This is a genomic window from Coleofasciculus sp. G3-WIS-01, from assembly GCF_040223135.1.
Taxonomy (GTDB): Bacteria; Cyanobacteriota; Cyanobacteriia; order Cyanobacteriales; family Coleofasciculaceae; genus Coleofasciculus.
Genome location: NZ_JAVJZI010000241.1, coordinates 147,625 through 168,399, shown reverse-complemented (window position 1 = coordinate 168,399; position 20,775 = coordinate 147,625). Strand labels below are relative to the sequence as shown.

Genomic DNA, 20,775 nt, shown 5'->3' with positions numbered 1-20,775 from the left:
AGGTGCAACCAAAGCGCAGCTTCAAGCCGCGATGAGTGGTCATATTCTGGCAAATGGGGAACTGATTGGACGTTACTCGCGAGCTTAATTGGGTTAAAGTTAGGGGTTTTCTCTGTTACAATCCTCTTTGTTCAAAACTTCTGCTCTTAAAACTGGCACCGCAACCCTACCACTTGCCCCTTGAGGATGTCCTGATGTCTAGCTCTGGTTGGCGTAAACCAAAACCATTACACTCAATAGCGACGAGAAGATTAGCTGTGTCCAAGCCGACTCTATTTCTGGTGAGTAGCCTATTCCTCACCGGCGTGACGATAACCTTAACGCCTGTAGCTCAAGCGAGTCAACCCCAGCTAGTTAGCCAGCTACAGCCGGAACAACAGCGGCTGCGCGAATTACTCCGCCAAGCGCGAGACTTGGTGGATGCAGGGAATTATCCTCAGGCGATCGCAACCTATCAACAAGCGGCTAATCTAGATCAAGACAATGCCAGGATTTTCTCCGGAATCGGTTATCTCCAGGCGCGTCAGGGGAACTTCCGAGAAGCGGCGAGAGCCTATCAACAGGCAATTGCCCTTGAACCCAATAATGCAGAATTTCAGTATGCTCTCGGCTACAGCTTAGCCAATGCCGGAGAGAATGCGGGAGCCGAACAGGCGTATCGTCAAGCACTGAGACTGGAAAGCAACCATATTAATTCCTATTGGGGATTGGGGGTTGTCCTCCTGCGTCAAAAAGATTATGACGGAGCTATCCAAGTTTACCGCCAAGTCATCAGTCTTCAACCCAAGAATGCTCAAGCTCACCAGTTGCTGGGTAGGGTTTTTCTCCAGCAGGGGCGTCCCCAAGAGGCGATTCAGGCACTCCAACAAGCCGAAACCTTAGCGCCTCTGGATAGTAATATTCAGCTTACATTGGGAATGGCTTGGATAAGTCAGGGCGATATCGACACCGCACTGAAGGTTTTTGACCGAGCGGCAAAATTAGAACCCAATAATAGTCAAGTTTATCTGCAAATTGGCAAAATTCTCCAAGCTCAAGAAAATTTCGCCGGTGCATTGAAAGCCTTTCAACGAGCTGTGGCTGTGCAATCGGATTTAGTTGAAGCTCAAGCCGCTATTGGTGAGATTTTACTCACTGAGGAAAATTACTTAGAAGCTATTGTTGCCTATCGGCGCTTAATTGAAATTGCCCCCCAAGACGCCCAAGCCCATTACAATTTAGGATTAGCCTTAAAAGGACGGGAGCGCATTGCTGAAGCGATTACTTCTGTGGAAAAAGCCCGTGATCTCTTCCGTCGTCAGGATAATCGCGATGGCGTCAAGCAAGCTGAATCTTTGCTACAGGATTTAAAGAAAGCGCGGCGTTAAACTGGGTTCGTAGTCGGGTATGCGAGCCTTTCATTCTGTTAAGCTTCCTGCGTCAACCCAACCGACTCGTTCACTAGAATGTCACTCACATCTTGCACCATTCAAGGGTCAAGCAAATTTTAGTAGCGTGGCACACCTAAGCAAGATGAATGACGCTTACGCCCGGAAACCGTAGGGGCGCAAAGCCTTCATTGGTGGGAGCAGGGGAATGCTCTTGCTGATTGCTCTTTATTTTACTCTGCCTAACCTTTTAATTCATCATGTTTTAACATATATTCAATTTAAATTCATATTTATTCAGATTTTACAAATCTACAATATTTGCTGAATATTCTGTGAAATCATTCAATTCCTATAGACAAGGCAATCACAGATTCAGTAAATTATAAAAATATAAGGGATTACTAATTTTTTAGTTATTCAACCCGAGTACCCTGAGTTTTATAATCCTATCACCCCTCTATTGAACATGAAACAACTGCCTTTACATCTCCTAAGTCACAGCTTACTTGCTACCAGTTTTACACTCATATCCTGTTTTGTTTCAACTAACGCGGTACAAGCCTCAGTTATTTCCTTGGATAACACCAGCACATCAACACATACGCTTACTACTGACGCTGTTGTTCAAGTCAACGAAGCAAATAGAAGAATACTTATTAGTACAATGCCTCATATTCCTGAGCATAGTCTGGATCATGATGATGGTTCTGCGTCCCAACCAACTATGCTAATAAGTTTTGCTTTGATAGTTGGTTCTATCGCCGCCACAGCCGCACGTTATCGGCAGTCTTGCTAAATATTGAGTATGAATCGGTTGGCTGATTGGGGTGGGAAGTTAAATGATACTTCTAACCCCTTTTTTTCGTTGTTGTGAATTATATAGCGTTTCACATATTGATACTTGGCTTGAATTGCCGTGTCTAGTTAAGCGTAGGTATTTTTACAGTCTGAAAGGATTAGCTGAGGAGAGATAGGATGTCTTCATTCCTCCCGTTTATCAGGACTTCATAAATCAAGGCATTTTGCTGAAATTTCTGTAAACTTAGATACTTTTTCTAGACAACCTACTAAAACATTCAGTAACGTAGTAAATAAGAAGAGGGTGCTGATTCTTCTGCCATTCTAAAAAAGTCTCATAAGTTTTCTAATCCTACAAGCCAAGCACAAGAATATGACAACTTTCACCTCTCGTTTACTGGGTTCCAGCTTACTCGCTACAAGCATTGCTCTCGCTTCCTCTTTGGTTTCAGCCAACGCCGCACAAGCCTTAACCATTAACTTTGATAGCACCAGTACTTCAACCAATACTCCAGCTACAGGCGCTTCGGCTCAGGTAGATTTTAATTTCGTTGATGTAGCAGATGGTGTTCAACTTGATTTAACGTTACTCAATACCACAAATCAACTGGCTACTTCATTTGGGCTAGGAGCGACTGACTCGGAATTTGTAGCATTTGGATTCGATTTACCCGATTTTATTTCATCCTACACTTACAATAGTCTGAGCAGTCCCTTTACCCGGCTTTTCGCAGATGCTGAAATTAATGGTGCTGGGGGTAAAAATGTCTTTGACATTGGCATTCGCGTTACTGGCTCAGGAACGTTTGGTGGTGGACAAACAGCCGCCGGACTCAATTCAGGTGAGTCTGCACAAGTCAGCTTTTTCCTGAATACAACCTCTAATGCACAAGCGGTTGAACAAGGGTTTGCAAATTTATTTAATGGTCAAGAATTCCGCGCTGTCGCTCGCTTCCAAGCAGTCGATGGACCAGGGTTTAGTGGCGCTTCTGACAAGTTACTAGTTAGCACTATTTCTAACAGTGATCCTGGTGATGATGGCGAAGTTTCGGTTCCTGAACCAGGTACGCTAGTAGGTTTAGCCTTGATAGGTGGTTCCTTCGCCGCATCGCGTCGCCGCAAGTCTTGCTAACTATTCAATTGTTAATTGGCTGGTTGACGGGGGTTAGAAGTTGAGCCATACTTCTGACCCCTTTTTTTAGGGCGCACCGATGTCATTGGTGTCAACTTAAGCGCTAAAAGGTTTGTAGAGACTCCTCATGCTACGTCTGGGAGCAATGTAGAGACTCCTCATGCTACGTCTCTTAGCTGGGGAAGCTGGGGAAGGTTCAGTCTAGAGTTAATATTTTTCCATTGGTAGGATCTAGAAGTCTTGACCTCTTCGTTTACGAAGAGGTCTTAGACCCAATTAATCAATTGTCAATTATCAATTATTAATTATCCATTGATAAAAAATTCATTTAACCACTCTACTATGAACAATGAACCATGACCAATTAACAATGAACCTGCAACGATTAGTCATCTCACCCACGCAACGACAAAACCAACACATTCTCCTCACCGACAGCCAACAGCATTACCTGGTGCGAGTCTTGCGACTGAGTAAAGGCGATCGCTTTATTGCGATGGATGGACAGGGAAACTGGTGGTTGAGCGAGTTAGCGGCTAACTTGAGTGCAGCTATCATTATTGAATCTATTCCTATCCAAACCGAATTACCCTGTACTATTACCTTAATGGCAGCGATGCCAAAGGGGAGTGGATTTGAGGATATCATCTCCGGTGCAACCGAACTCGGTGTAACCTGTATCATGCCCATTAAGAGCGATCGCACGATTCTCAACCCCAGTCCCCGCAAACTGGAACGCTGGCGGCGTATCGCCCAAGAAGCCGCGGAACAATCAGAACGTCAGATTGTACCTAGGATTCTTGATCCCCTGGATTTTACCTCAGCCATTGAACAAGCTATCCACTCCACCACTCACTGTTATATTTGTGTCGCACGAGGTAACGTTCCTCATCTGTTAAATTGCTTACCCAACTCAGAAGTTTTCAACTCTAAACCAGAAAAGGGAGATGAGGGCGGGTTGAGTAACATCAGGGTGACAACAAACGATAGTAGTGAAACCCATCCCTACCTTCAAAACCAGGTGCCCTCGAACCCAGTGAAGGGTCAAAACCACGCCCTCGAACACGGTGAAGGGTCAAAACTTCCTGTTATCGCCATTGCGACAGGACCCGAAGGCGGCTGGACTCCCGCAGAAATCGAACAAGCCATCGTTGCTGGATTTCAACCCGTTTCACTAGGACACCGGATTTTACGTGCTGTTACCGCCCCGCTCATGGCTCTCTCTTTAATTGCCGCTAGTTTAGAGGTACAACAGGTAAATAGCCGGTAAAAAAGGATTAGATAGTATTGAGTTTTGCTCCCCTTGTTTCCAGACGTTCCACCGAAACGTCAAGACAAGCTCCCCCTGCTCTCGACGATTATGCTTGACCAAGTTACTGATGCCTTTAAACAAAAAGACTACCGCACAGCGGCTCGGTTACTCAAACAGTTAGCCAAGGAAGAACCCAATAACCCTTGGGTGCGACTCTATATCGGACGCTTACATGAAGCCACAGGTAAGCTAGACGCCGCAGAAACCGCCTACCGCAACTTACTCAAAAATACCACGCATCCCAAAGTTATGACCCAAGCGCGTCAGGGACTTGGGCGTTTAGAAGCCAGGGAACAGGAAAAACGTCGCCAAGCTTTAGCCCAAGCCACGGCTGACCCCCAAAATACCCAATTTGGCATTTTAATCCTCGAACCCATTGAACCCCAAGCCAAACCCACCGCCGCCCAAACTTTGGCGAAGATCATGCAAATTGATCCCTACACAGCACGCCTGCAACTCCCTACACGCGGCTGGCGGTTGTATAGAGTTGGACCCATTGGCGAATTAAAATTTTATGCGTCATCCCTACAGCAGGGTTCAGTTCCCTGTTTTTGGGCAATTCTGGCACAGATTCAATCCCTTAATGTGTTCAGCGTCCATTATTTTTCCCAAGTCAGTTCTGAGGAAGCTACAGTTGTCTGCGAAAATGATCAAGGTCAACTGGGTTCTCTCCCCTTCCAGTGGTCCCAAGTGAGTCAACTGGTGGAGGGACGCTTGCCTATTTTTGAACAAGTCGTGGATCTCGACGCTCGTGGTAAATTACAGCGTAAGACTCAAACCCAAGACTACGCCCAGTTTTGCGACTTGCATTTACCGACAAGAAAAACTATCCTGCGTTTGTGCGATCGCGATTATCAGTTTCAACAGGGAATTGAGCTATCCCTCCAGCAAAAGAGCCACCCAATCCAGGGAAAATCCACATCTTCCCTAAGCCATACAACCAATAGAATCAACTGGAATAACCTACGGGATTTTCTCAACCGCCAACTTCCTCAAACCCCAGTTTGGTCAGATTTCACTAGCTTTGCCGAAACTGCTCTCGATTACCGAGAAATGCTGACTCGTTTACCTGCTCACATTGACCTGTTTCGCCGTCAAGAAAGCCTCTGGGATTCTGCCTTTGAGCTATACAGTGGACTGGTTTTTCTGAAAAATGACTAAAGGTTTCCGGTTTATACAGCAAGTCTAGTGATAAAAGAGCGATCGCACTTCCTCACAGAAAACATGCGATCGCACTTACCTCAGTCTACGCCCCATCAAAGACAGGGTAACGCACCAGCGAGGGCTAAGATAGTGAATTGTGGCTTTGCCGAACAAATTCTACTGACTGACACAGCTAAAATTGTGGGATAGATGTGACCATTGAATCGGGCGCACGCCATGCGCCCCTACGGTTTCTGGATATAATTGTAATTCATCAAATAAGGTGTGCCACGCCACTACTAACTGACAATGGTTTGCAATGCCTGCCAAAGATGCCTTTCATCAGCTTGTTAGAACTGCCCTTGAGCATGAGGGCTGGACAATCGCTCAATGGATAAATTAGATTGGTATCGTCAACTAATTCAGGATTTGCTGAGGGCAAGGGCGAAGTTGCGTTCTGCCAATGATCCGATCAAAAGTCAAACCGTTTTCGATCGAGAAGGCGATCACTATCAGCTTGTCAATTTAGGCTGGAAAAATAACAACACTCGAATCTACGGCTGTGCCATCCATGTTGATATTATTGATGGCAAAATTTGGGTGCAACATGATGGAACGGAAGACGCGATCGCTGATCAGTTAGTTAAAAAAGGAGTGCCGAAGCAAGAGATTGTCTTGGCTTATCATGCACCTAATGTACGAAAATATACAGATTTTGCCCCAGGGTAACCTGAAGTTCCCCCCATAAGCTCTCATAATCTTCGTATAAACCTTTCTTTTTAAGGATTTCCAATTTTTGCAGCAAGCCCTAGCTAGAATCAGACAGAGAGCTTGGTTTGAATTTTCGACATATTGGGGTAGGCACTTGATCATCAATAAACGCTTGGTGCAAATCAATTTTAGTATAAGTCGTGCTTCTGCCATTTATATGGACTGAGACAGTTCCTCCACAACAACTGTTTTTTAACCATCCTTTAGCCGGAAGACGACTTAAATGGATAGGTTCAGAACTAGGCAGATTTTCAGCACATTGTTTGGATAGTTGAGTACACAAAATATGAGCCTCTGGAACCGATACACTTATCCCTTCTATGATTTCTTCACGAGGATTATTGAAACGATTGCGATCAATTGAAAAGATTATCAACTTAGGTTTGGTCAAATTACATAACTCTTGAGCAAATGCTTTGCCATCTGCGCCACCCGGTTTTCCGCCATGATGAGGGAAGACAAGTATATCCGTGCTGATATCAGGTTCGTCCTGTAGCAGATTTTCCAATCCTATTTTGTCAATATCTGCCGCTAATAGGGCGACTCGGTGAGAATTATGGACTATGCCAATCACAACGGATATGGAGTTGGAAGTCAATCGTCTCCCTTGTAAATCTCTTCCCCCAGCACCGCCGAGTATTAACTCAGGTGTGGGAGCCAGAACTTGTATATCTACTTGACCAATGTTTAACTGTCCTGTCTTAGTTGTGGTTAATTCCGTTGAAACTACCGTTCCAAAACGTTTTCTGGCATCTTTTAAAGCAATTCGTAGATCCTGCCAAATTTCACTCTTTTTAATGGCATCAGGATTTAAGTGAATATTGTGTATCCTGATATTCTTATCTAATAGCAGATTAACAATACCTGCAATATGGTCTGCATCTGCATGAGAAATCAAAATATGAGAAATGTCTTGAATCGCTCTATACTCAATAATTTCTCTTAATGTATTGCCATAGGGACAATCAATAACAACTACACCCTCTGTATCTTGGAGAACAGCACAATTACCGTGACCGACGTCTACAATAATCAGTTCAGGCAAGTCCATCATCGTCATCTGGCTCAGGTGCTAACTCAAATTTATCGAAGTATAAATCATCAGCGTTATCAGCTCCAATATTAACGTGAGCAAATAGACGGACACCTTTTTTTAATACATCAGACCGAATAGTCTCAGGAATCAGTGAAGCTGGAAAACGGACAGCCTTAGAGGGATTCCAACCAGGGACAATTGCATCGACAACAGGCTCATTAGATGCTTGATCAAGGTCAACAATTCTTACTAATGTTCTAGAAGGTTTTCTGGTAATTGGCAGATGACCACCAAGTTCTTGTTGACAAGCTTCAATTCCTTTGGTGATACTTGACGCATTTGCTTTGTCTCGACTTAACAATACAGGAATTTTTTGTCTCCATTTTCTAATGGAAAAAGAACTGTCAATTTCCACAAACTGAGATATCAGTAATGATGGAAACTTCCGATCATACAAAGTAGCGACTAATTCGGCACCCGAAAAGTTAGCCAGTCCAGAATTAGTCAAGCGATTATCACAAATAGCACCTTGAGTATTTTCTAAAATAACTGATGCTAAATCATTGACGTTTGTAAAATGTCCCTTGACGACTAAAAAGGGTTCATACCCAGCGTCTTCTACTTCCCAGCCAGTTGCTTCTGCTAATTCTGCTTCATCATCAACTATCGCTATTTTCTGATTAGATTGAATAACTGCCATAACAGCTAACCTCCAACAAGTGGTAGTTCTATAATAAATTCTGCTCCACCTAATTCTCCCTGAGCAATTGCCTGCACCTTGCCTCCCAAGTCAGTAACCGAATCTTTGACTATAGTTAGTCCCAATCCTGTACCCTCTGGTTTAGTTGTTTGACCCGGTAACCAAATTTCATTTAACTTTATATCTTTAATCCCAAGACCATTATCTAAAACTTTGATCTGCACATAACCTTCGACAATTTTAGTAGAGATTATGACTTGGCGTCCTTCTGTACGTGAACCTTCTACATTAAAGGCATTGATCGTATTGGTCAAAAGATTAGTAAAAATTGCTTCTAATAGAGCTGTACTTCCACGAATAAAATACTGATTATTAATACTATTTTTTATAACCTCTATTTTGCTGTCTTGAAGGAATGGATGAAATAGCTCAAGTATGTCATCAATTACCAGATAAACATCAATACGACCTGTTTTACGCTTTTCTCGCTTTAATAAATGTAACGGAAACCTAGAAAAACTCAGCAAAGATTTGCTAACTTTATAAAGTATATCTACAGGTTTTGCAAAAGACTTGAGATATATCTCTTCTGGTAGCTCTTGACCTTTTTTTTCTATTCGTTTAGCGGCTTTCTCGATTAACGTGACAGGTTTACCAGACTCATGAGCAAAAACGGCTGCTGTTGTTCCGGCTGTCGCCAGACTTCGATAGAGTTGAAGATCTTCCCGTAGTGCTTTTGTTTCACGCTCTTTTACCTCTTCGTACTGTTGAATTACCTTGCGTACTGTGTCACGGGATTGCTGTGGCACCGTTTTTTCAATAACACTTTCAATATTTCTTTTAGCAGAAATGACATCACGACTCGATTCTTTCTTAATTGTTTGTCGTCTCTTTTCAGTTTGTTCCAGCCTCTCTTTAGCCATCCAGTTCAATACATCAATGGCAAAGCGTTTTAGCTCCAGAAAAGCTTCATTTTCTATAAAACCTAGCCTATCAGTCTTTTGAATCAGCAGATCATCAGGATCATTGACAATTATCCGACCGATAACAGTACTTGTCGAGGGACGTACCTCTGGGTTTCTGGCTCGTGCATAATTTAATTTCAGCCAATCATCTCCTTGATCGCCATAGGGTTTCACCCGCAAACCCCTGTGGTATAAATGAACATTACCCACTTCTGATAGCCATTTTCTAACCTGTCCGAAAGAAGCTGTTTTTGTAGAGAAACTTTGAGGGTTTAGCAAAAATACCCATAACTCAAATTCTGCTGGTGCTGTTTTGTAATCTTCTTGAGCGATATCACCATTTTTGGAGTGAAATAGCAAATCCCCCTTCCAGTCCAATACAGAAGCTTCTACAATTCCATATCTATTAACTGACGACTTCAAATGATATTCAGCATCATCAAAATAAGATTCATTAACTTGTTTTTCAAGATCAGTAAATTCTGGAGCAATCAGCCGAGGGCGGAAAGCAATATCACTATCAAATGGATCTGCTAAAAATAAAAGTTCTCTGGCTAATCTTTTAACCTCTCGCCGACCCAACTTTATGTTTAAATTTTCAATTAAAATTTCCGTCCCTTGGGGCAAGTTAGCCATATCTTTTTGGACATCGAAGGAAATGTCTTCCACAACAGAGGCTTGCTCAAAATCTTGCCAATTAATAGTCAGAGAATACTCAACTTCAGGTTCATTTTTAGGTCGGGTTTTTAATTGTACTTTCGACCCTTGTCTCAACGCAGCTAACCGACCTAATCCCTTATCACCAACAGGTAGACGTCCTAAAGACGTAGGTTCGCGGGCGGCTTTTTTTGACCGACCTAGCACAAACCATCCCTCACTAATAGCCGCGAGATCCATACCAATGCCGTTATCTGAAATCAGGATCGAACCACCTGTGGTGTCAGTATTGATAAGCTCTACTGTACATTGGGTCGCATCAGCATCATAAGAATTCTTTACCAATTCGATAATTCCTTGGTCTGGATTAGGAATCAGTTCTTCACCTAATCTATTCAGGATATTGGGTGAAAACTTAAAATGCATGATTTTATCGCTGTGACTTGACAGCCAATCGCTCTGTTTAAGATTATACCTGAGTTCCATCGATAAGGTTGAGCCACGAACAAGTGATTCTATCTCTTACGAGAAAGAGCGATCGCACCCCCCACAGGAAATGCGATCGCTCTTACCCAAGTCTACGCCCCATCAGAGACGCAGACTCTAGACACTCAAGACTTAGCCTTGTTTTGCTTCAACTTCAGCCACCATCAACAGTGTCTTCATCACGGAGTCAGGGTTCAAACTCATCGAGTCAATACCCAACTCAACCAAGAACTTGGCAAACTCAGGATAGTCACTGGGCGCTTGACCGCAGATACCAATCTTACGACCATTCTTCTTCGCCTTCTCAATCACCATCCGCACCATTTCCTTAACCCCTTCATTGCGCTCATCAAAGATGTGAGCCACCAAACCGGAGTCGCGGTCAAGACCCAAGGTTAACTGAGTCAGGTCATTGGAACCAATGGAGAACCCATCAAACACTTCACTGAACTGATCAGCCAAGATCACGTTGCTGGGAATCTCGCACATCACATAGACTTGGAGTCCATTTTCGCCACGCTTCAAGCCGTATTTCTCCATTTCTGCCAACACCTTGCGCCCTTCATCGGGGGTACGGCAGAAAGGAACCATGGGGATCACATTCGTTAAGCCCATGTCATCCCGGACACGCTTGATGGCTTGACACTCTAAGCCGTAGGCTTCGGCATAGTTTTCATCGTAGTAACGAGACGCACCACGCCAGCCAATCATCGGGTTTTCTTCCTTCGGCTCAAACTGCTGACCGCCGAGGAGGTTGGCATATTCGTTACTCTTGAAGTCGGACATCCGTAACACCACCGGGTTGGGATAGAATGCCGCAGCAATCATTGCCACACCCCGCGCCAACTTATCTACGAAGAAGTCCGCCTTGCGTTCGTAGAGGTAGGTCATCTTGTAGATTTCCCGCTTGACTGTGGCATCTTCGAGCTTATCGAAGTTCAGCAGTGCCAAGGGGTGTGCCTTAATATGATTGGCGATGATGAACTCTAAGCGGGCTAATCCCACACCATCGCAAGGGATCGCCGCCAAACCAAAGGCTTCTTCTGGGTTACCCACATTCATCAAAATCTTGGTGCGGGTTGTGGGTAGGTTTTCCAGTTGGGTTTCTTGGACTTCAAAGGGTACAAGACCTTCATAAACCCGTCCTTCTTCCCCTTCGGAACAGGAAACTGTGACCTCTTGTCCACTCTTGAGGATACCTGTGGCATCACCACAACCAACAATCGCTGGGATTCCCATCTCACGGGCGATAATTGCCGCGTGGCAGGTACGTCCACCTTGGTTGGTGACAATGGCTGATGCCCGCTTCATGATCGGTTCCCAGTCAGGGTCAGTCTTGTTGGTGACTAAGACTTCTCCGGGTTCAAACTCATCAATCCGGTGGACATCCAGAATCACTTTAGCTTTGCCCTGACCAATCATTTCACCAACGGCGCGACCGTTGACTAGGACATCAGAGGTTCCTTGAAGCTGATAATGCTGGAGGACGCTTTTTGACTTCTGGGATTGGACGGTTTCTGGACGAGCTTGAACGATATACAACTCACCCGTTTCACCGTCTTTTGCCCACTCAATGTCCATGGGGGTATAGACACCCCGGACTTCGGAGTAGTGGTCTTCAATAATACAACCCCAGCGAGCCAGTTGGAGAATTTCTTCGTCGTTGATGGCGTATTTGATCTGTTCCGGCTCTGACACGGGTACGTTCTTGGTCAGTTTTGAACCACCGATGTCATAGATCATCTTGATTTCTTTGCTACCCAAGCGTTTTTCGAGAATTGGGCGATACCCTTGCTTGAGCGTCGGTTTGAATACAAAGTATTCGTCGGGGTTGACAGCACCTTGAACAACGTTTTCACCCAAACCATAGGCGGCGGTGACTAGGGCGGCATTCTTGAAGCCCGTTTCTGTGTCGATGGAGAACATGACACCAGACGAGGCTAAGTCAGAGCGCACCATTTTCTGCACACCAACTGAAAGGGCCACATCAAAGTGATCAAACCCTTTGAGGGTGCGATAGGAGATGGCTCGGTCAGTAAAGATGGAGGCAAAGCAGCGATGACAGGCGTCTAAAACGTCTAGGACACCGTAGACGTTCAGGTAGGTTTCTTGCTGACCCGCAAAGCTGGCATCGGGCAAGTCTTCAGCCGTAGCGGATGAACGGACAGCTACGTCAACGGCTTGGGTTTTCTCCTTGCATTCTTCTTGGTATTCCGGCTCAAACCGCTCGCAAAACTCAGCGGTGACTCCATACCGTTCGCACAGCTTCAGGTAAGCTTCCGCGATCGCGGTTCGCAGGTTTTCTGGGAACGGTGTGTTCAGAATCAAAGACCGCGCTTGCTTACCCCTGACTCGCAGGTTACTCATATCCTCGACATCGAGGTCAGAAAACAGTTCGCGTAGCCTTTCTTCTAAACCTGCTTCCTTAATGAAGTAACGGTATGCATAAGCCGTCGTCGCGAATCCGGTGGGAACCCTGACGCCCTTAGCCGTCAGTTGTCGGATCATTTCGCCGAGGGAGGCGTTTTTACCACCCACCAAGGGAATGTCTGAAATTCCTACCTCTTCAAACCACAGAATCAGAGCTTGCTCTTTAGACGATTGAGATGTTGTTGTTTCAGTAGCTGCAACCATTCAGTATTTCCTCCTACTTTTGGTTTCAGGTTCAGTTTACCGAGAGTCAGCCTGGAAAATTACTTTAGGTAATCTTTTCTTTAGGATCGGCTGTTTTTTATAGAACCATACTTCACAATCAAATTCGTAGTGATTTACACATTTAGTAGTAATTTACACATTTATCTTGTCGGAAGTCTGGTTATATTCCTGTTCATCGCTAATCTAGCCCTCAACTTAACTTGAGAGTTTAAGCCGTCAGCTAGACTATCATTCCTTATCCCTATAGTCTGGATAGATTTAATTGATGTTTATCTTCATCAATTTTTTAGATTTTGACTTAGGGAGTAGATATATCAAACCCAGCCTTGTCGCGCTTGGGCGAGTTTGTAGCGTTGAAAAGTTACAGCGTTCTCCTTGAAGAATTGTTTAGCTAAAGGAGACTAGAAAAGTCGGAAACAGTCCTTTCTTTTAGAACACTTCTACCATAGCAGACTATCGAAAAATAGACAAGCAGTAACAGCTAATCTAAAAAAATAAAGCCACTATCTATATGGATATTAGCAACAATAATATTGTTTATTTGGTTGGTAACGCGAATGATAGCTCTGGTTGTTATACATCATTAGTTTAGATGTCTTACATTTTTCAATGATCCCCAGCTAGATGTGTCAAACCTTGTCTATTTATAGATCCATTTTGTGTTTATTTAGACAAACTCATTATAATTAAGATAGGGAATTTATACGTTTAATAGAGCGGATTCTCTTCATCCAACCTATCCAAAGTCTTTTGAATAGTTAAAACAATGGTGTTAAGGGGACTTCCTGGGGGTTGACGCTTTCCTTCCCCCGGTAAGAGTACGAGAATGACCTGTCCCTCTAGAGCGCGATCGACACGAATCTTTTTTTGAACATCCATAATTCCCCTTCCCCTATCCATCGGACTCATCCTCATCAGCAAATATGTTCAGGAGCGTGTTTATCTGAATTTTCCTGACACCCCCTCCACCCAGACATGCCTCTGCGGCTGACTTACAAAAGGAGCTTTACCTCCGAGTGACTCTTACCTTGCTAGACATGATAGCGCAATCACAGATTCTGACAAGATCTAAATTAGGATTGTAAACTTATGTAAAACAAACACGCTGTATCGATCATGATTTCTCGTCGCACCCTGGTGAACATTCTCTTGGCAAGTTGTCTAGCTTGCTTAACTTGGTTACACGTCACTCCCGCCGCTTATGCTCTCGGCGGTAAACAACCGCCACTAAATGAGCCTGCACCAGAGTTTACGCTACCGACTAATAGTGGGGATGGGGAGGTATCGCTCTCCGATTACCGGGGGAAATGGGTGGTTCTGTACTTTTATCCCAAGGATTTTACCTCAGGTTGCACTCTAGAGGCTCGTCGCTTTCAGCAAGATTTGCCTGAATATATAGAGAGAAATGCCCAAATTTTGGGAGTGAGTGCAGATGATGTAGACTCCCATGCCGATTTTTGTGACTCAGAGGGGTTGAAATTCCCCCTTTTAGCAGATACAGATGGGTCAGTGAGTCAGGCGTATGGCTCTTGGATGGGGTTTATCTCCCTACGCCATACTTATATCATTGATCCTGATGGCATCTTACGGGAGACATTTCTCGGCGTTCGACCGGCGATTCATAGTACAGAGGTACTGGCACGGTTGGATGAGTTGCGATCGGTGACCTAAGCATCATCCACTACCAGAAGGAACTTGTAGGGGCGACCCGCTTGCATTGGTGTCAACTTAAGCGCCAACAGCAGGGGGAGCAGGGGAAGCAGGGGGAGCAAGCAAGAGGAGGCGATTGAAATCGCTGCTACACAAACTTTCGTCCGCCTGCGCGGACTGGGTTATAACAAGGGTAGCGTTCCCCGGATTTGGTATCACACTTCTAGTCCATTCAATTGGATCGGGTCGCCCATTATTGAACCCATGAGGCTTTCTTCACAACCCATGAGCCGCCAACCGATATATCTACCCTTTGCAGAAGGAAAATGGCAAATGAGAATGAGTCTCAAAGCCCTTGCTCCCCAGGATTGGATTGAAATTGATGATCAGTTTGTCAAGTATTTGTTACAAAAAGATACTCTGCTCAAGTCTCGACATTCAGAGGTATTTGCTAGTCTCCCCGGAACCGAAGCCAGTCAGAAAGAGGTTCTAGATTTACTGCTTGATCATCTGCTGAAACGCTTTCCCCACCATTATCGACGCCACGGTCAAACTATTGACGCGATCGCAACAAATCAAGTTTGGCATATTCCTGACTTTGAGTCAGCACCTCTGGATTTAGCTGGGCGTCTGGTACAGGAGGATTTATTATTGATGGAGCGATCGCGTCAAGGATATCGTTTAGTCGCGGCTTCTCTCTGTTTTCCTTTACGTTGGCGACTGCGAGAAAAGTTGGGGTGTCCTCTGACTCAAATCCACGCCCCGGTTCCGGGATATTCTGAAAAACTGGCGCATCCTGTGGATAAGGTGTTCAATCGCCTCAAATCCAGTCATCCCGTTTGGCGATTAAACTGGAGTATTGTTGAGTCCCCCGAACTATTTTTCCCTCCAGAGAACGCCAAACCCGGTTGGGAAACAACGATAAATTGCCAAAACGCTGGGGATAAGCTGTTTTTGAGAATTGAACGTCAGACATTAAGACGCTTAACCGGGAGTGGTGACATTCTGTTTACCGTGCGTACCTACGTGCATCCCTTGCGAGTGCTTGAAGATAATCCCCAGATGGCTCATAATTTAAGGGAAACTATCCAGCAAATTCCCCTTGAGATGCAGAATTATAAAAACTTACTGCCAATTCAGGAAGTGCTTTTGGGGTATCTTGAGTATATAGCTAGTTTCAAGCCTTTGTAAAATGGCAGCCTGGGTTGGACAAGTTTTTCAAATACTTTTACGTTCACACACAATTTATTGAAAACAGCCATATTACTAAATGATTTAATGTTCAAAAACTAAAAATAAATAATTCTTAATCTAGTAAATTAGTTTAATATTTCATTGTTGTAAAGTTTAATGTATCAGTATGGCGAAAAAAAATAACACTTTAAAAAGCAGTACGATAAATAATTCATCTCCTCTAGTATCACTTTATTGGGATTGCCAAAATGTTAAAGTCAGCCAAGAGAGAGCCGAGTTTTTGCAAGCATTTGCCAACGAACAAGGTGATGTAATTTGTCAAAAAGCATATTCCAATTGGCAGCGAGAAAATAAAGACTATGCCAAATTTTTAAGTGGTATTGGTTTTAAAAGAATTAATGTTCCCTCCTTCACCAGGAACAGCGTAGACAATCAACTAATAGTTGATTGTATTGAAGAAGCCTATAGTAATGCCTCAGCTAATATCTTCATTATCGTATCAGGAGATGGTGACTTTACTAGTCTAGGTCATGTCTTAAAAAATAAAGGGAAGAAAGTCATAATTTTCGCTCAACAAGGTGGGGTTAGTCAGAGTCTAATTGATATTGCTGATGAATCCCACATCATAGAAAGATTAGATGAAATATCCAAACTTCCTTCCTTCCGCGACCCTTCTCTTCTCAATCGTGCCCTCACCCACCGTTCATACATTAACGAAAACCCTAGTGCAGGTGAAGACAACGAACGTTTAGAGTTTCTCGGTGATGCTGTACTAAATTTTATTAGTGGTGCGTTTCTCTATAATTATGATCCAGCGATGAAGATGAGCGAATCTAAACTTACACGTCTGCGAGCTAAATTAGTTGAAGAGCAACAGTTAGCAATATTTGCAAAAGAACTAGATTTATCTAAAAAAATGAGGTTAGGTCATGGTGCTATAAAAGAAGGAGGACGCAGAAATCCGTCTTTGCTCAGTGATACGTTTGAAGCCGTTGTTGGTGCTTACTTTCTCGATTCAGGTATTGAGGCAGTTATCACTTTTATTAAACCTTTGTTAAGTTCTGCAATTAGAGACCTCTGTTCCACTGAAACAACTCTAGATAATAGTATTCTCGTGGACTCCAAGGGTCGATTTCAGCAGTGGGCATTAGAAAAGTTCGTCCAGAATCCCGAATATTTTATTATCGATGAGTCGGGACTAGATCATGCCAAAGAATTCACGGCTGAAGTGCGCGTAAATGGTAAAGTTTACGGTGTCGGAAAAGGTCGCCGTAAACAAGATGCTGAAAAACTTGCAGCCGAAGCAGCACTTAAAAAAGTTGGAGTGGGATAAATCTGCGTGACCCACAGGATAGTGGCGTGGCACAGCTAAAATGGGAGATTAGCATTACATCCAGAAATTCATCAAATGGTTTTGGCAAGGAAGTCCTCAACCCCAACAAAATCTACGACACCCACCTGATCTGGATTATTGGGATTATCGGGATTTTCGCGGTTGTAGGGGCGAGTCGCTGCATATCGTAGGTGGTGTGAGAATTAAGGTATATCGACTCGCCGTTGTCCAAATGCGGTGTCAGATAGTTTCCGCTATCTAATACGGGGTTCCCCTGATCAAATTAAAGGTTGGGTGATGTTAATTGAATGCGGCGGGTCGCCTCTACCATTGTGTTTGGGTACACCGTGTAGTGCGATATATATATGAGTTGGGTTACTCTTCGAGAAGGCTCCTCGCCTACGTACCAAGGGCCCAACCTACATCTTGCCTCCACACCTGTGGAAAACGGAAACTTTATTTAGATTGGGTATTGACTTAGGCACAACAGCTTGCTATCGTGTCCAGTAATAGGCATCTCGTTAAAGTTTCATAGAAAGTCCTCAGCTATGCTCAACTACAACAACTACTTTTATTTTTGGTTTAGGGAGGTTCACCGGAGGTGAGTAGAGTTCCTCATGGAACCCCCCGGTGGACCGCAGAGCGAAAGCTGCGGTCTTTTTGTTTTTTAAGGAGTATCTGGTAAGCAACCCCGGTCTAAAGACGCGGAGCAAAAGCCAAGCAAGTTGAAGCTGTGCTTACCAGCCTAAGTCTTAATTGACTACGTTATCGGCAAGTGTTTAAGACCTACCAGTAGATGCGTAGCTAGTCTGCTGCTCTAGAACCGAAAAGTTAAACAGTTTTAAGGTCACTGAAACAGTGCTTTTTGGATAGTTACCGACCGATAACATTGGCGAAGCTAACTTTACCCGAAAGGAGATTGAGGCAACCATACCTCACAGGAGGGGCAACCATACCCCTCCACCCCGAAAGGGGTATGCGGTTTTAACCGCTACCGCGCGTTCCTCCCCGGTCTGAAGACACGGGGTTTCCCACAACGGAGGAGTTCTAATGACAAAACGCACATTAGGCGGTACTAGCCGCAAGCAAAAACGCAAATCCGGATTTCGCGCCCGCATGCGAACCAAAAACGGTCGAGCTGTGATTAAAGCCCGCCGGAGTAAGGGACGTTATCGTCTAGCGGTGTAATGTCACCTGGTAAAGGCTCAGGACTTACGCCAAATTCACCATTAGGCGTCGATAGTACTATAGGGTGCTTGATCAGGCGCCCTATAGCCCCTTCCCTGACGAATGACGAATGACGAAGGAAAAAGGACAAATAACAATTGTTGCCTCAAGCAAATCGACTCAGGCATTGGCGAGATTTTAAGGCAGTATACCAAAAGGGAATTCGTCGCTATGGACGCCATTTAACAGTGCGAGGGTTGCGCTTGCCTAGGATTATCCATGAGGATGTTCTAAGTTCAGACAACTCACAGCTTAATCGGTTAAGCCAGCCGCCTACTCGCATTGGTATTTCCGTCAGCCAAAAAGTCAGTAAAAAAGCCGTTGTCCGTAATCGCTTGAAACGACAGATTAGAGCCGCTTTGCGCCAATTATTGCCGCGACTGAAACCGGGTTGGTACGTCATAGTTGGAGTACGTCCCAACGCCTTGGAGTGCGAATATGCTCAATTTTTGCAAGAATTAGAGCAGTTATTGGTAGATGCTGAGGTAATAAATGGGCATTAAAGAAGAAACCTATTATGAGGGGGGTCCCCACGTCGGTGACTTGATTATAAACATTTTGCTGGGGTTCACGGTTATCGCCTTGCCCTTAACCATTGGAGCGGTTGTGCGGGCGTTGTGGCTGCGCTATCGGATTACCACTCGCCGCATTTCGGTGACAGGAGGATGGCAAGGGCGCGATCGCACGGATATTGTCTACTCCGAAATTGCTCAACTGCGGAAAGTTCCCCGTGGTATCGGTCTTTGGGGAGATATTGTGGTTATCCTGAAAGATGGTAGCCGTTTAGAACTGCGGGCTATGCCTCAGTTTCGCGAAATTTACGATTACATCGGTGAAAAAGTGTCTGCCAAAACGGGTAAACCTCTGGATTCCGTTAAGGCTTAAAGTATAGCGGCGGTGAGCAGGAGGGCAATATTCCTAGGGTTTGGGTGTAGGGTACGGGAAATAGTTGAACTTCTTTATACCGCTCAAAAATTTCCCGTAACTTTTGATACATTTGCCCATTGGATTTCTCTGGGCTGCCAAAGAGGGCGATCGACGCCAAAGTCGCCCCATCCGATTACAGCTTAGATTCTTAAGAGCGATAAATTGGGTGACATTGCCTCCCATTGCCGCCAATATTCGATAAATTAGATTCAGAAAACGTTACAGCGCCTAGGTTGAATTTATACGAATGGATTTTGGTATCGGGTTTCTCTCTAACAACGTCATGCTGCCAATCCTGGATTTTTTCTACGGGATTGTGCCTAGCTACGGTCTTGCCATCGTGGCACTGACTCTGGTAATTCGCTTTGCTCTCTATCCCCTGAACGCAGGCTCCATTCGCAACATGAGGCGCATGCGAATTACCCAACCCTTAATGAAAAAGCGGCAAGAGGACATTCAGAAACGCTATGGCGATGACAAGGTGAAGCAACAAGAGGAAATGAGCAAACTCTTCCAGGAGTTTGGTAATCCCCTAGCTGGCTGTTTCCCTGTCCTGCTACAAATGCCTGTTTTATTTGCCCTATTTGCCACATTGCGGGGATCACCGTTTTCTAATGTGAACTATACGGTGGATGTTCAAATCTTTCCCCAGGAAAAAATGGAGTTCATCCAACCCCAAGCCTTTGCCACCAAACCCCAAAATATTTACTTTGCCGATGGTGTGCATGCACCAGTCGCCGCCGTATTACCGAGCGGTAATCGTTTAGTGGTGGGGGAGAAGACGCCAATCGACTTTCAATCCGTTGAGGGGAAATCCTTAAGCACCCTGAAGCAGGAATATCCAGACACCAAAATTATTCCTCAATGGGAAATCACCAAAGGGGAAGATAAGGTGCGCTTGAGAGAAGATGGCACCATTGAAGCCTTAGCACCGGGCGAGGTAACGCTCAAGGCAACGATTCCAGGATTGGCGGCAGATCGAGGATTCCTGTTTATTGACGCCTTGGGACGGGTGGGTGCCTTTGAAGAGGATGGCAGCATCCACTGGGATATTGTCGGCATGATTCTATTTTTTGGCGTGAGTTTGTATGTGAACCAGATTCTCACCGGTCAGAATGCTCCAAGTGGTTCATCCCAGCAAAACACGGTGAATAAGATTACCCCAGTTTTATTTTCTGGGATGTTCTTCTTCTTCCCCTTACCAGCCGGGGTGTTGATGTATATGGTGATTGCTAACGTTTTTCAGACGCTACAATCCTTTATTTTGATGCGAGAACCCCTACCGGAAAATATCCAGAAAATGGTTGAGGAGCAAGAAAAAGCGGAACGGAAAACCCAATCGAAAGAAAACTCAGGCGAAGGGCGAGAATCACTGCCATTTGAACCGAAACGTTCCAAGAAAAAAGCGTCAAGTTAGTT

The 20,775-nt window shown here is 44.6% G+C and carries 20 protein-coding genes; 14 read left to right on the top strand and 6 right to left on the bottom strand.

Annotated elements, in window-relative coordinates:
• The first annotated feature begins 257 nt into the window (after positions 1–257).
• The 4 genes from RIM23_RS25370 to RIM23_RS25355 all read left to right on the top strand — a co-directional run bounded on the left by RIM23_RS25370 (position 258) and on the right by RIM23_RS25355 (position 5,773).
• Positions 258–1,367 carry a tetratricopeptide repeat protein gene (locus tag RIM23_RS25370; RefSeq protein WP_446370477.1) on the top strand — a complete coding sequence of 370 codons (1,110 nt, stop codon included), beginning with the start codon at positions 258–260 and terminating at the stop codon, positions 1,365–1,367.
• Positions 1,368–2,541: 1,174 nt separating this feature from the next.
• Positions 2,542–3,300 carry a PEP-CTERM sorting domain-containing protein gene (locus RIM23_RS25365; protein WP_446370475.1) on the top strand — a complete coding sequence of 253 codons (759 nt, stop codon included), beginning with the start codon at positions 2,542–2,544 and terminating at the stop codon, positions 3,298–3,300.
• Positions 3,301–3,670: 370 nt separating this feature from the next.
• Entirely contained in the window at positions 3,671–4,570 is a 900-nt protein-coding gene (locus RIM23_RS25360; RefSeq protein ID WP_446370473.1) for an RsmE family RNA methyltransferase, read from the top strand.
• Between the two features lie 90 nt (positions 4,571–4,660).
• Positions 4,661–5,773: a tetratricopeptide repeat protein gene (locus RIM23_RS25355; RefSeq protein ID WP_446370529.1), complete on the top strand. Its 1,113-nt coding sequence runs from the start codon at positions 4,661–4,663 to the stop codon at positions 5,771–5,773.
• Between the two features lie 159 nt (positions 5,774–5,932).
• On the opposite strand, the gene RIM23_RS25350 is transcribed toward RIM23_RS25355, so the two are convergent.
• The gene (locus RIM23_RS25350) at positions 5,933–6,085 is read right to left on the bottom strand and encodes a hypothetical protein (protein WP_446370471.1); all 153 of its coding nucleotides are present in this window, start codon (positions 6,083–6,085) and stop codon (positions 5,933–5,935) included.
• Between RIM23_RS25350 and RIM23_RS25345 the strand changes: the two genes are divergently transcribed.
• Positions 6,075–6,158 carry an element excision factor XisH family protein gene (locus RIM23_RS25345; protein WP_446370527.1) on the top strand — a complete coding sequence of 28 codons (84 nt, stop codon included), beginning with the start codon at positions 6,075–6,077 and terminating at the stop codon, positions 6,156–6,158. The genes RIM23_RS25350 and RIM23_RS25345 overlap by 11 nt on opposite strands.
• Positions 6,146–6,484, top strand: coding sequence for an element excision factor XisI family protein (locus RIM23_RS25340; RefSeq protein WP_446358530.1), 339 nt, complete (start codon positions 6,146–6,148; stop codon positions 6,482–6,484). Before RIM23_RS25345 ends, RIM23_RS25340 begins: the two co-directional genes overlap by 13 nt.
• Positions 6,485–6,563: 79 nt before the next feature.
• Here the strand turns inward: RIM23_RS25340 and RIM23_RS25335 are convergent, their stop codons facing one another.
• The 5 genes from RIM23_RS25335 to RIM23_RS25315 all read right to left on the bottom strand — a co-directional run bounded on the left by RIM23_RS25335 (position 6,564) and on the right by RIM23_RS25315 (position 13,904).
• Complete coding sequence (locus RIM23_RS25335; RefSeq protein ID WP_446370469.1) at positions 6,564–7,580, bottom strand: ComEC/Rec2 family competence protein; 1,017 nt, start codon at positions 7,578–7,580, stop codon at positions 6,564–6,566.
• Positions 7,564–8,262 carry a hypothetical protein gene (locus tag RIM23_RS25330; protein WP_446370467.1) on the bottom strand — a complete coding sequence of 233 codons (699 nt, stop codon included), beginning with the start codon at positions 8,260–8,262 and terminating at the stop codon, positions 7,564–7,566. Before RIM23_RS25330 ends, RIM23_RS25335 begins: the two co-directional genes overlap by 17 nt.
• Before the next feature lie 5 nt (positions 8,263–8,267).
• Entirely contained in the window at positions 8,268–10,310 is a 2,043-nt protein-coding gene (locus tag RIM23_RS25325; protein ID WP_446370465.1) for a sensor histidine kinase, read from the bottom strand.
• 192 nt (positions 10,311–10,502) lie between these two features.
• Complete coding sequence (ppsA, locus tag RIM23_RS25320) at positions 10,503–13,004, bottom strand: phosphoenolpyruvate synthase (protein ID WP_446370463.1); 2,502 nt, start codon at positions 13,002–13,004, stop codon at positions 10,503–10,505.
• Between the two features lie 729 nt (positions 13,005–13,733).
• A complete protein-coding gene (locus RIM23_RS25315) occupies positions 13,734–13,904 on the bottom strand; it encodes a hypothetical protein (protein ID WP_446370461.1) in 171 nt (56 codons plus the stop codon).
• A 237-nt stretch (positions 13,905–14,141) separates the two neighbouring features.
• Here RIM23_RS25315 and RIM23_RS25310 point away from each other — a divergent pair, with 237 nt between their 5' ends.
• From RIM23_RS25310 to yidC, 8 genes are all read left to right on the top strand, one after another.
• Complete coding sequence (locus tag RIM23_RS25310) at positions 14,142–14,696, top strand: peroxiredoxin (RefSeq protein WP_446370459.1); 555 nt, start codon at positions 14,142–14,144, stop codon at positions 14,694–14,696.
• A gap of 243 nt (positions 14,697–14,939) precedes the next feature.
• Positions 14,940–15,866, top strand: coding sequence for a heme-dependent oxidative N-demethylase family protein (locus tag RIM23_RS25305; protein WP_446370457.1), 927 nt, complete (start codon positions 14,940–14,942; stop codon positions 15,864–15,866).
• A 169-nt stretch (positions 15,867–16,035) separates the two neighbouring features.
• Positions 16,036–17,202 (top strand): ribonuclease III, encoded by a 1,167-nt coding sequence (rnc, locus tag RIM23_RS25300; protein WP_446370455.1) that lies wholly within the window; start codon positions 16,036–16,038, stop codon positions 17,200–17,202.
• A gap of 26 nt (positions 17,203–17,228) precedes the next feature.
• Positions 17,229–17,393 (top strand): hypothetical protein, encoded by a 165-nt coding sequence (locus RIM23_RS25295; RefSeq protein ID WP_446370453.1) that lies wholly within the window; start codon positions 17,229–17,231, stop codon positions 17,391–17,393.
• An 859-nt stretch (positions 17,394–18,252) separates the two neighbouring features.
• Positions 18,253–18,390 carry a 50S ribosomal protein L34 gene (gene rpmH / locus RIM23_RS25290; RefSeq protein ID WP_446339826.1) on the top strand — a complete coding sequence of 46 codons (138 nt, stop codon included), beginning with the start codon at positions 18,253–18,255 and terminating at the stop codon, positions 18,388–18,390.
• Positions 18,391–18,527: 137 nt separating this feature from the next.
• Positions 18,528–18,932: a ribonuclease P protein component gene (gene rnpA / locus RIM23_RS25285; RefSeq protein ID WP_446370451.1), complete on the top strand. Its 405-nt coding sequence runs from the start codon at positions 18,528–18,530 to the stop codon at positions 18,930–18,932.
• Positions 18,922–19,314, top strand: coding sequence for a PH domain-containing protein (locus tag RIM23_RS25280; protein ID WP_446339824.1), 393 nt, complete (start codon positions 18,922–18,924; stop codon positions 19,312–19,314). The genes rnpA and RIM23_RS25280 overlap by 11 nt, the downstream gene beginning before the upstream one ends.
• Positions 19,315–19,603: 289 nt before the next feature.
• The gene (gene yidC, locus RIM23_RS25275) at positions 19,604–20,773 is read left to right on the top strand and encodes a membrane protein insertase YidC (protein ID WP_446370449.1); all 1,170 of its coding nucleotides are present in this window, start codon (positions 19,604–19,606) and stop codon (positions 20,771–20,773) included.
• Positions 20,774–20,775 lie beyond the last annotated feature (2 nt).

Excerpts from the sequence above, each read along its gene's own strand:
- RIM23_RS25365 (WP_446370475.1), top strand. The coding sequence starts at position 2,542 with ATGACAACTTTCACCTCTCGTTTACTGGGTTCCAGCTTACTCGCTACA.
- RIM23_RS25360 (WP_446370473.1), top strand. The coding sequence starts at position 3,671 with ATGAACCTGCAACGATTAGTCATCTCACCCACGCAACGACAAAACCAA.
- RIM23_RS25355 (WP_446370529.1), top strand. The coding sequence starts at position 4,661 with ATGCTTGACCAAGTTACTGATGCCTTTAAACAAAAAGACTACCGCACA.
- RIM23_RS25345 (WP_446370527.1), top strand. The coding sequence starts at position 6,075 with ATGCCTGCCAAAGATGCCTTTCATCAGCTTGTTAGAACTGCCCTTGAG.
- RIM23_RS25340 (WP_446358530.1), top strand. The coding sequence starts at position 6,146 with ATGGATAAATTAGATTGGTATCGTCAACTAATTCAGGATTTGCTGAGG.
- RIM23_RS25335 (WP_446370469.1), bottom strand. The coding sequence starts at position 7,580 with ATGATGGACTTGCCTGAACTGATTATTGTAGACGTCGGTCACGGTAAT.
- RIM23_RS25330 (WP_446370467.1), bottom strand. The coding sequence starts at position 8,262 with ATGGCAGTTATTCAATCTAATCAGAAAATAGCGATAGTTGATGATGAA.
- RIM23_RS25325 (WP_446370465.1), bottom strand. The coding sequence starts at position 10,310 with ATGCATTTTAAGTTTTCACCCAATATCCTGAATAGATTAGGTGAAGAA.
- ppsA (WP_446370463.1), bottom strand. The coding sequence starts at position 13,004 with ATGGTTGCAGCTACTGAAACAACAACATCTCAATCGTCTAAAGAGCAA.
- RIM23_RS25315 (WP_446370461.1), bottom strand. The coding sequence starts at position 13,904 with ATGGATGTTCAAAAAAAGATTCGTGTCGATCGCGCTCTAGAGGGACAG.
- RIM23_RS25310 (WP_446370459.1), top strand. The coding sequence starts at position 14,142 with ATGATTTCTCGTCGCACCCTGGTGAACATTCTCTTGGCAAGTTGTCTA.
- RIM23_RS25305 (WP_446370457.1), top strand. The coding sequence starts at position 14,940 with ATGAGGCTTTCTTCACAACCCATGAGCCGCCAACCGATATATCTACCC.
- rnc (WP_446370455.1), top strand. The coding sequence starts at position 16,036 with ATGGCGAAAAAAAATAACACTTTAAAAAGCAGTACGATAAATAATTCA.
- rpmH (WP_446339826.1), top strand. The coding sequence starts at position 18,253 with ATGACAAAACGCACATTAGGCGGTACTAGCCGCAAGCAAAAACGCAAA.
- RIM23_RS25280 (WP_446339824.1), top strand. The coding sequence starts at position 18,922 with ATGGGCATTAAAGAAGAAACCTATTATGAGGGGGGTCCCCACGTCGGT.
- yidC (WP_446370449.1), top strand. The coding sequence starts at position 19,604 with ATGGATTTTGGTATCGGGTTTCTCTCTAACAACGTCATGCTGCCAATC.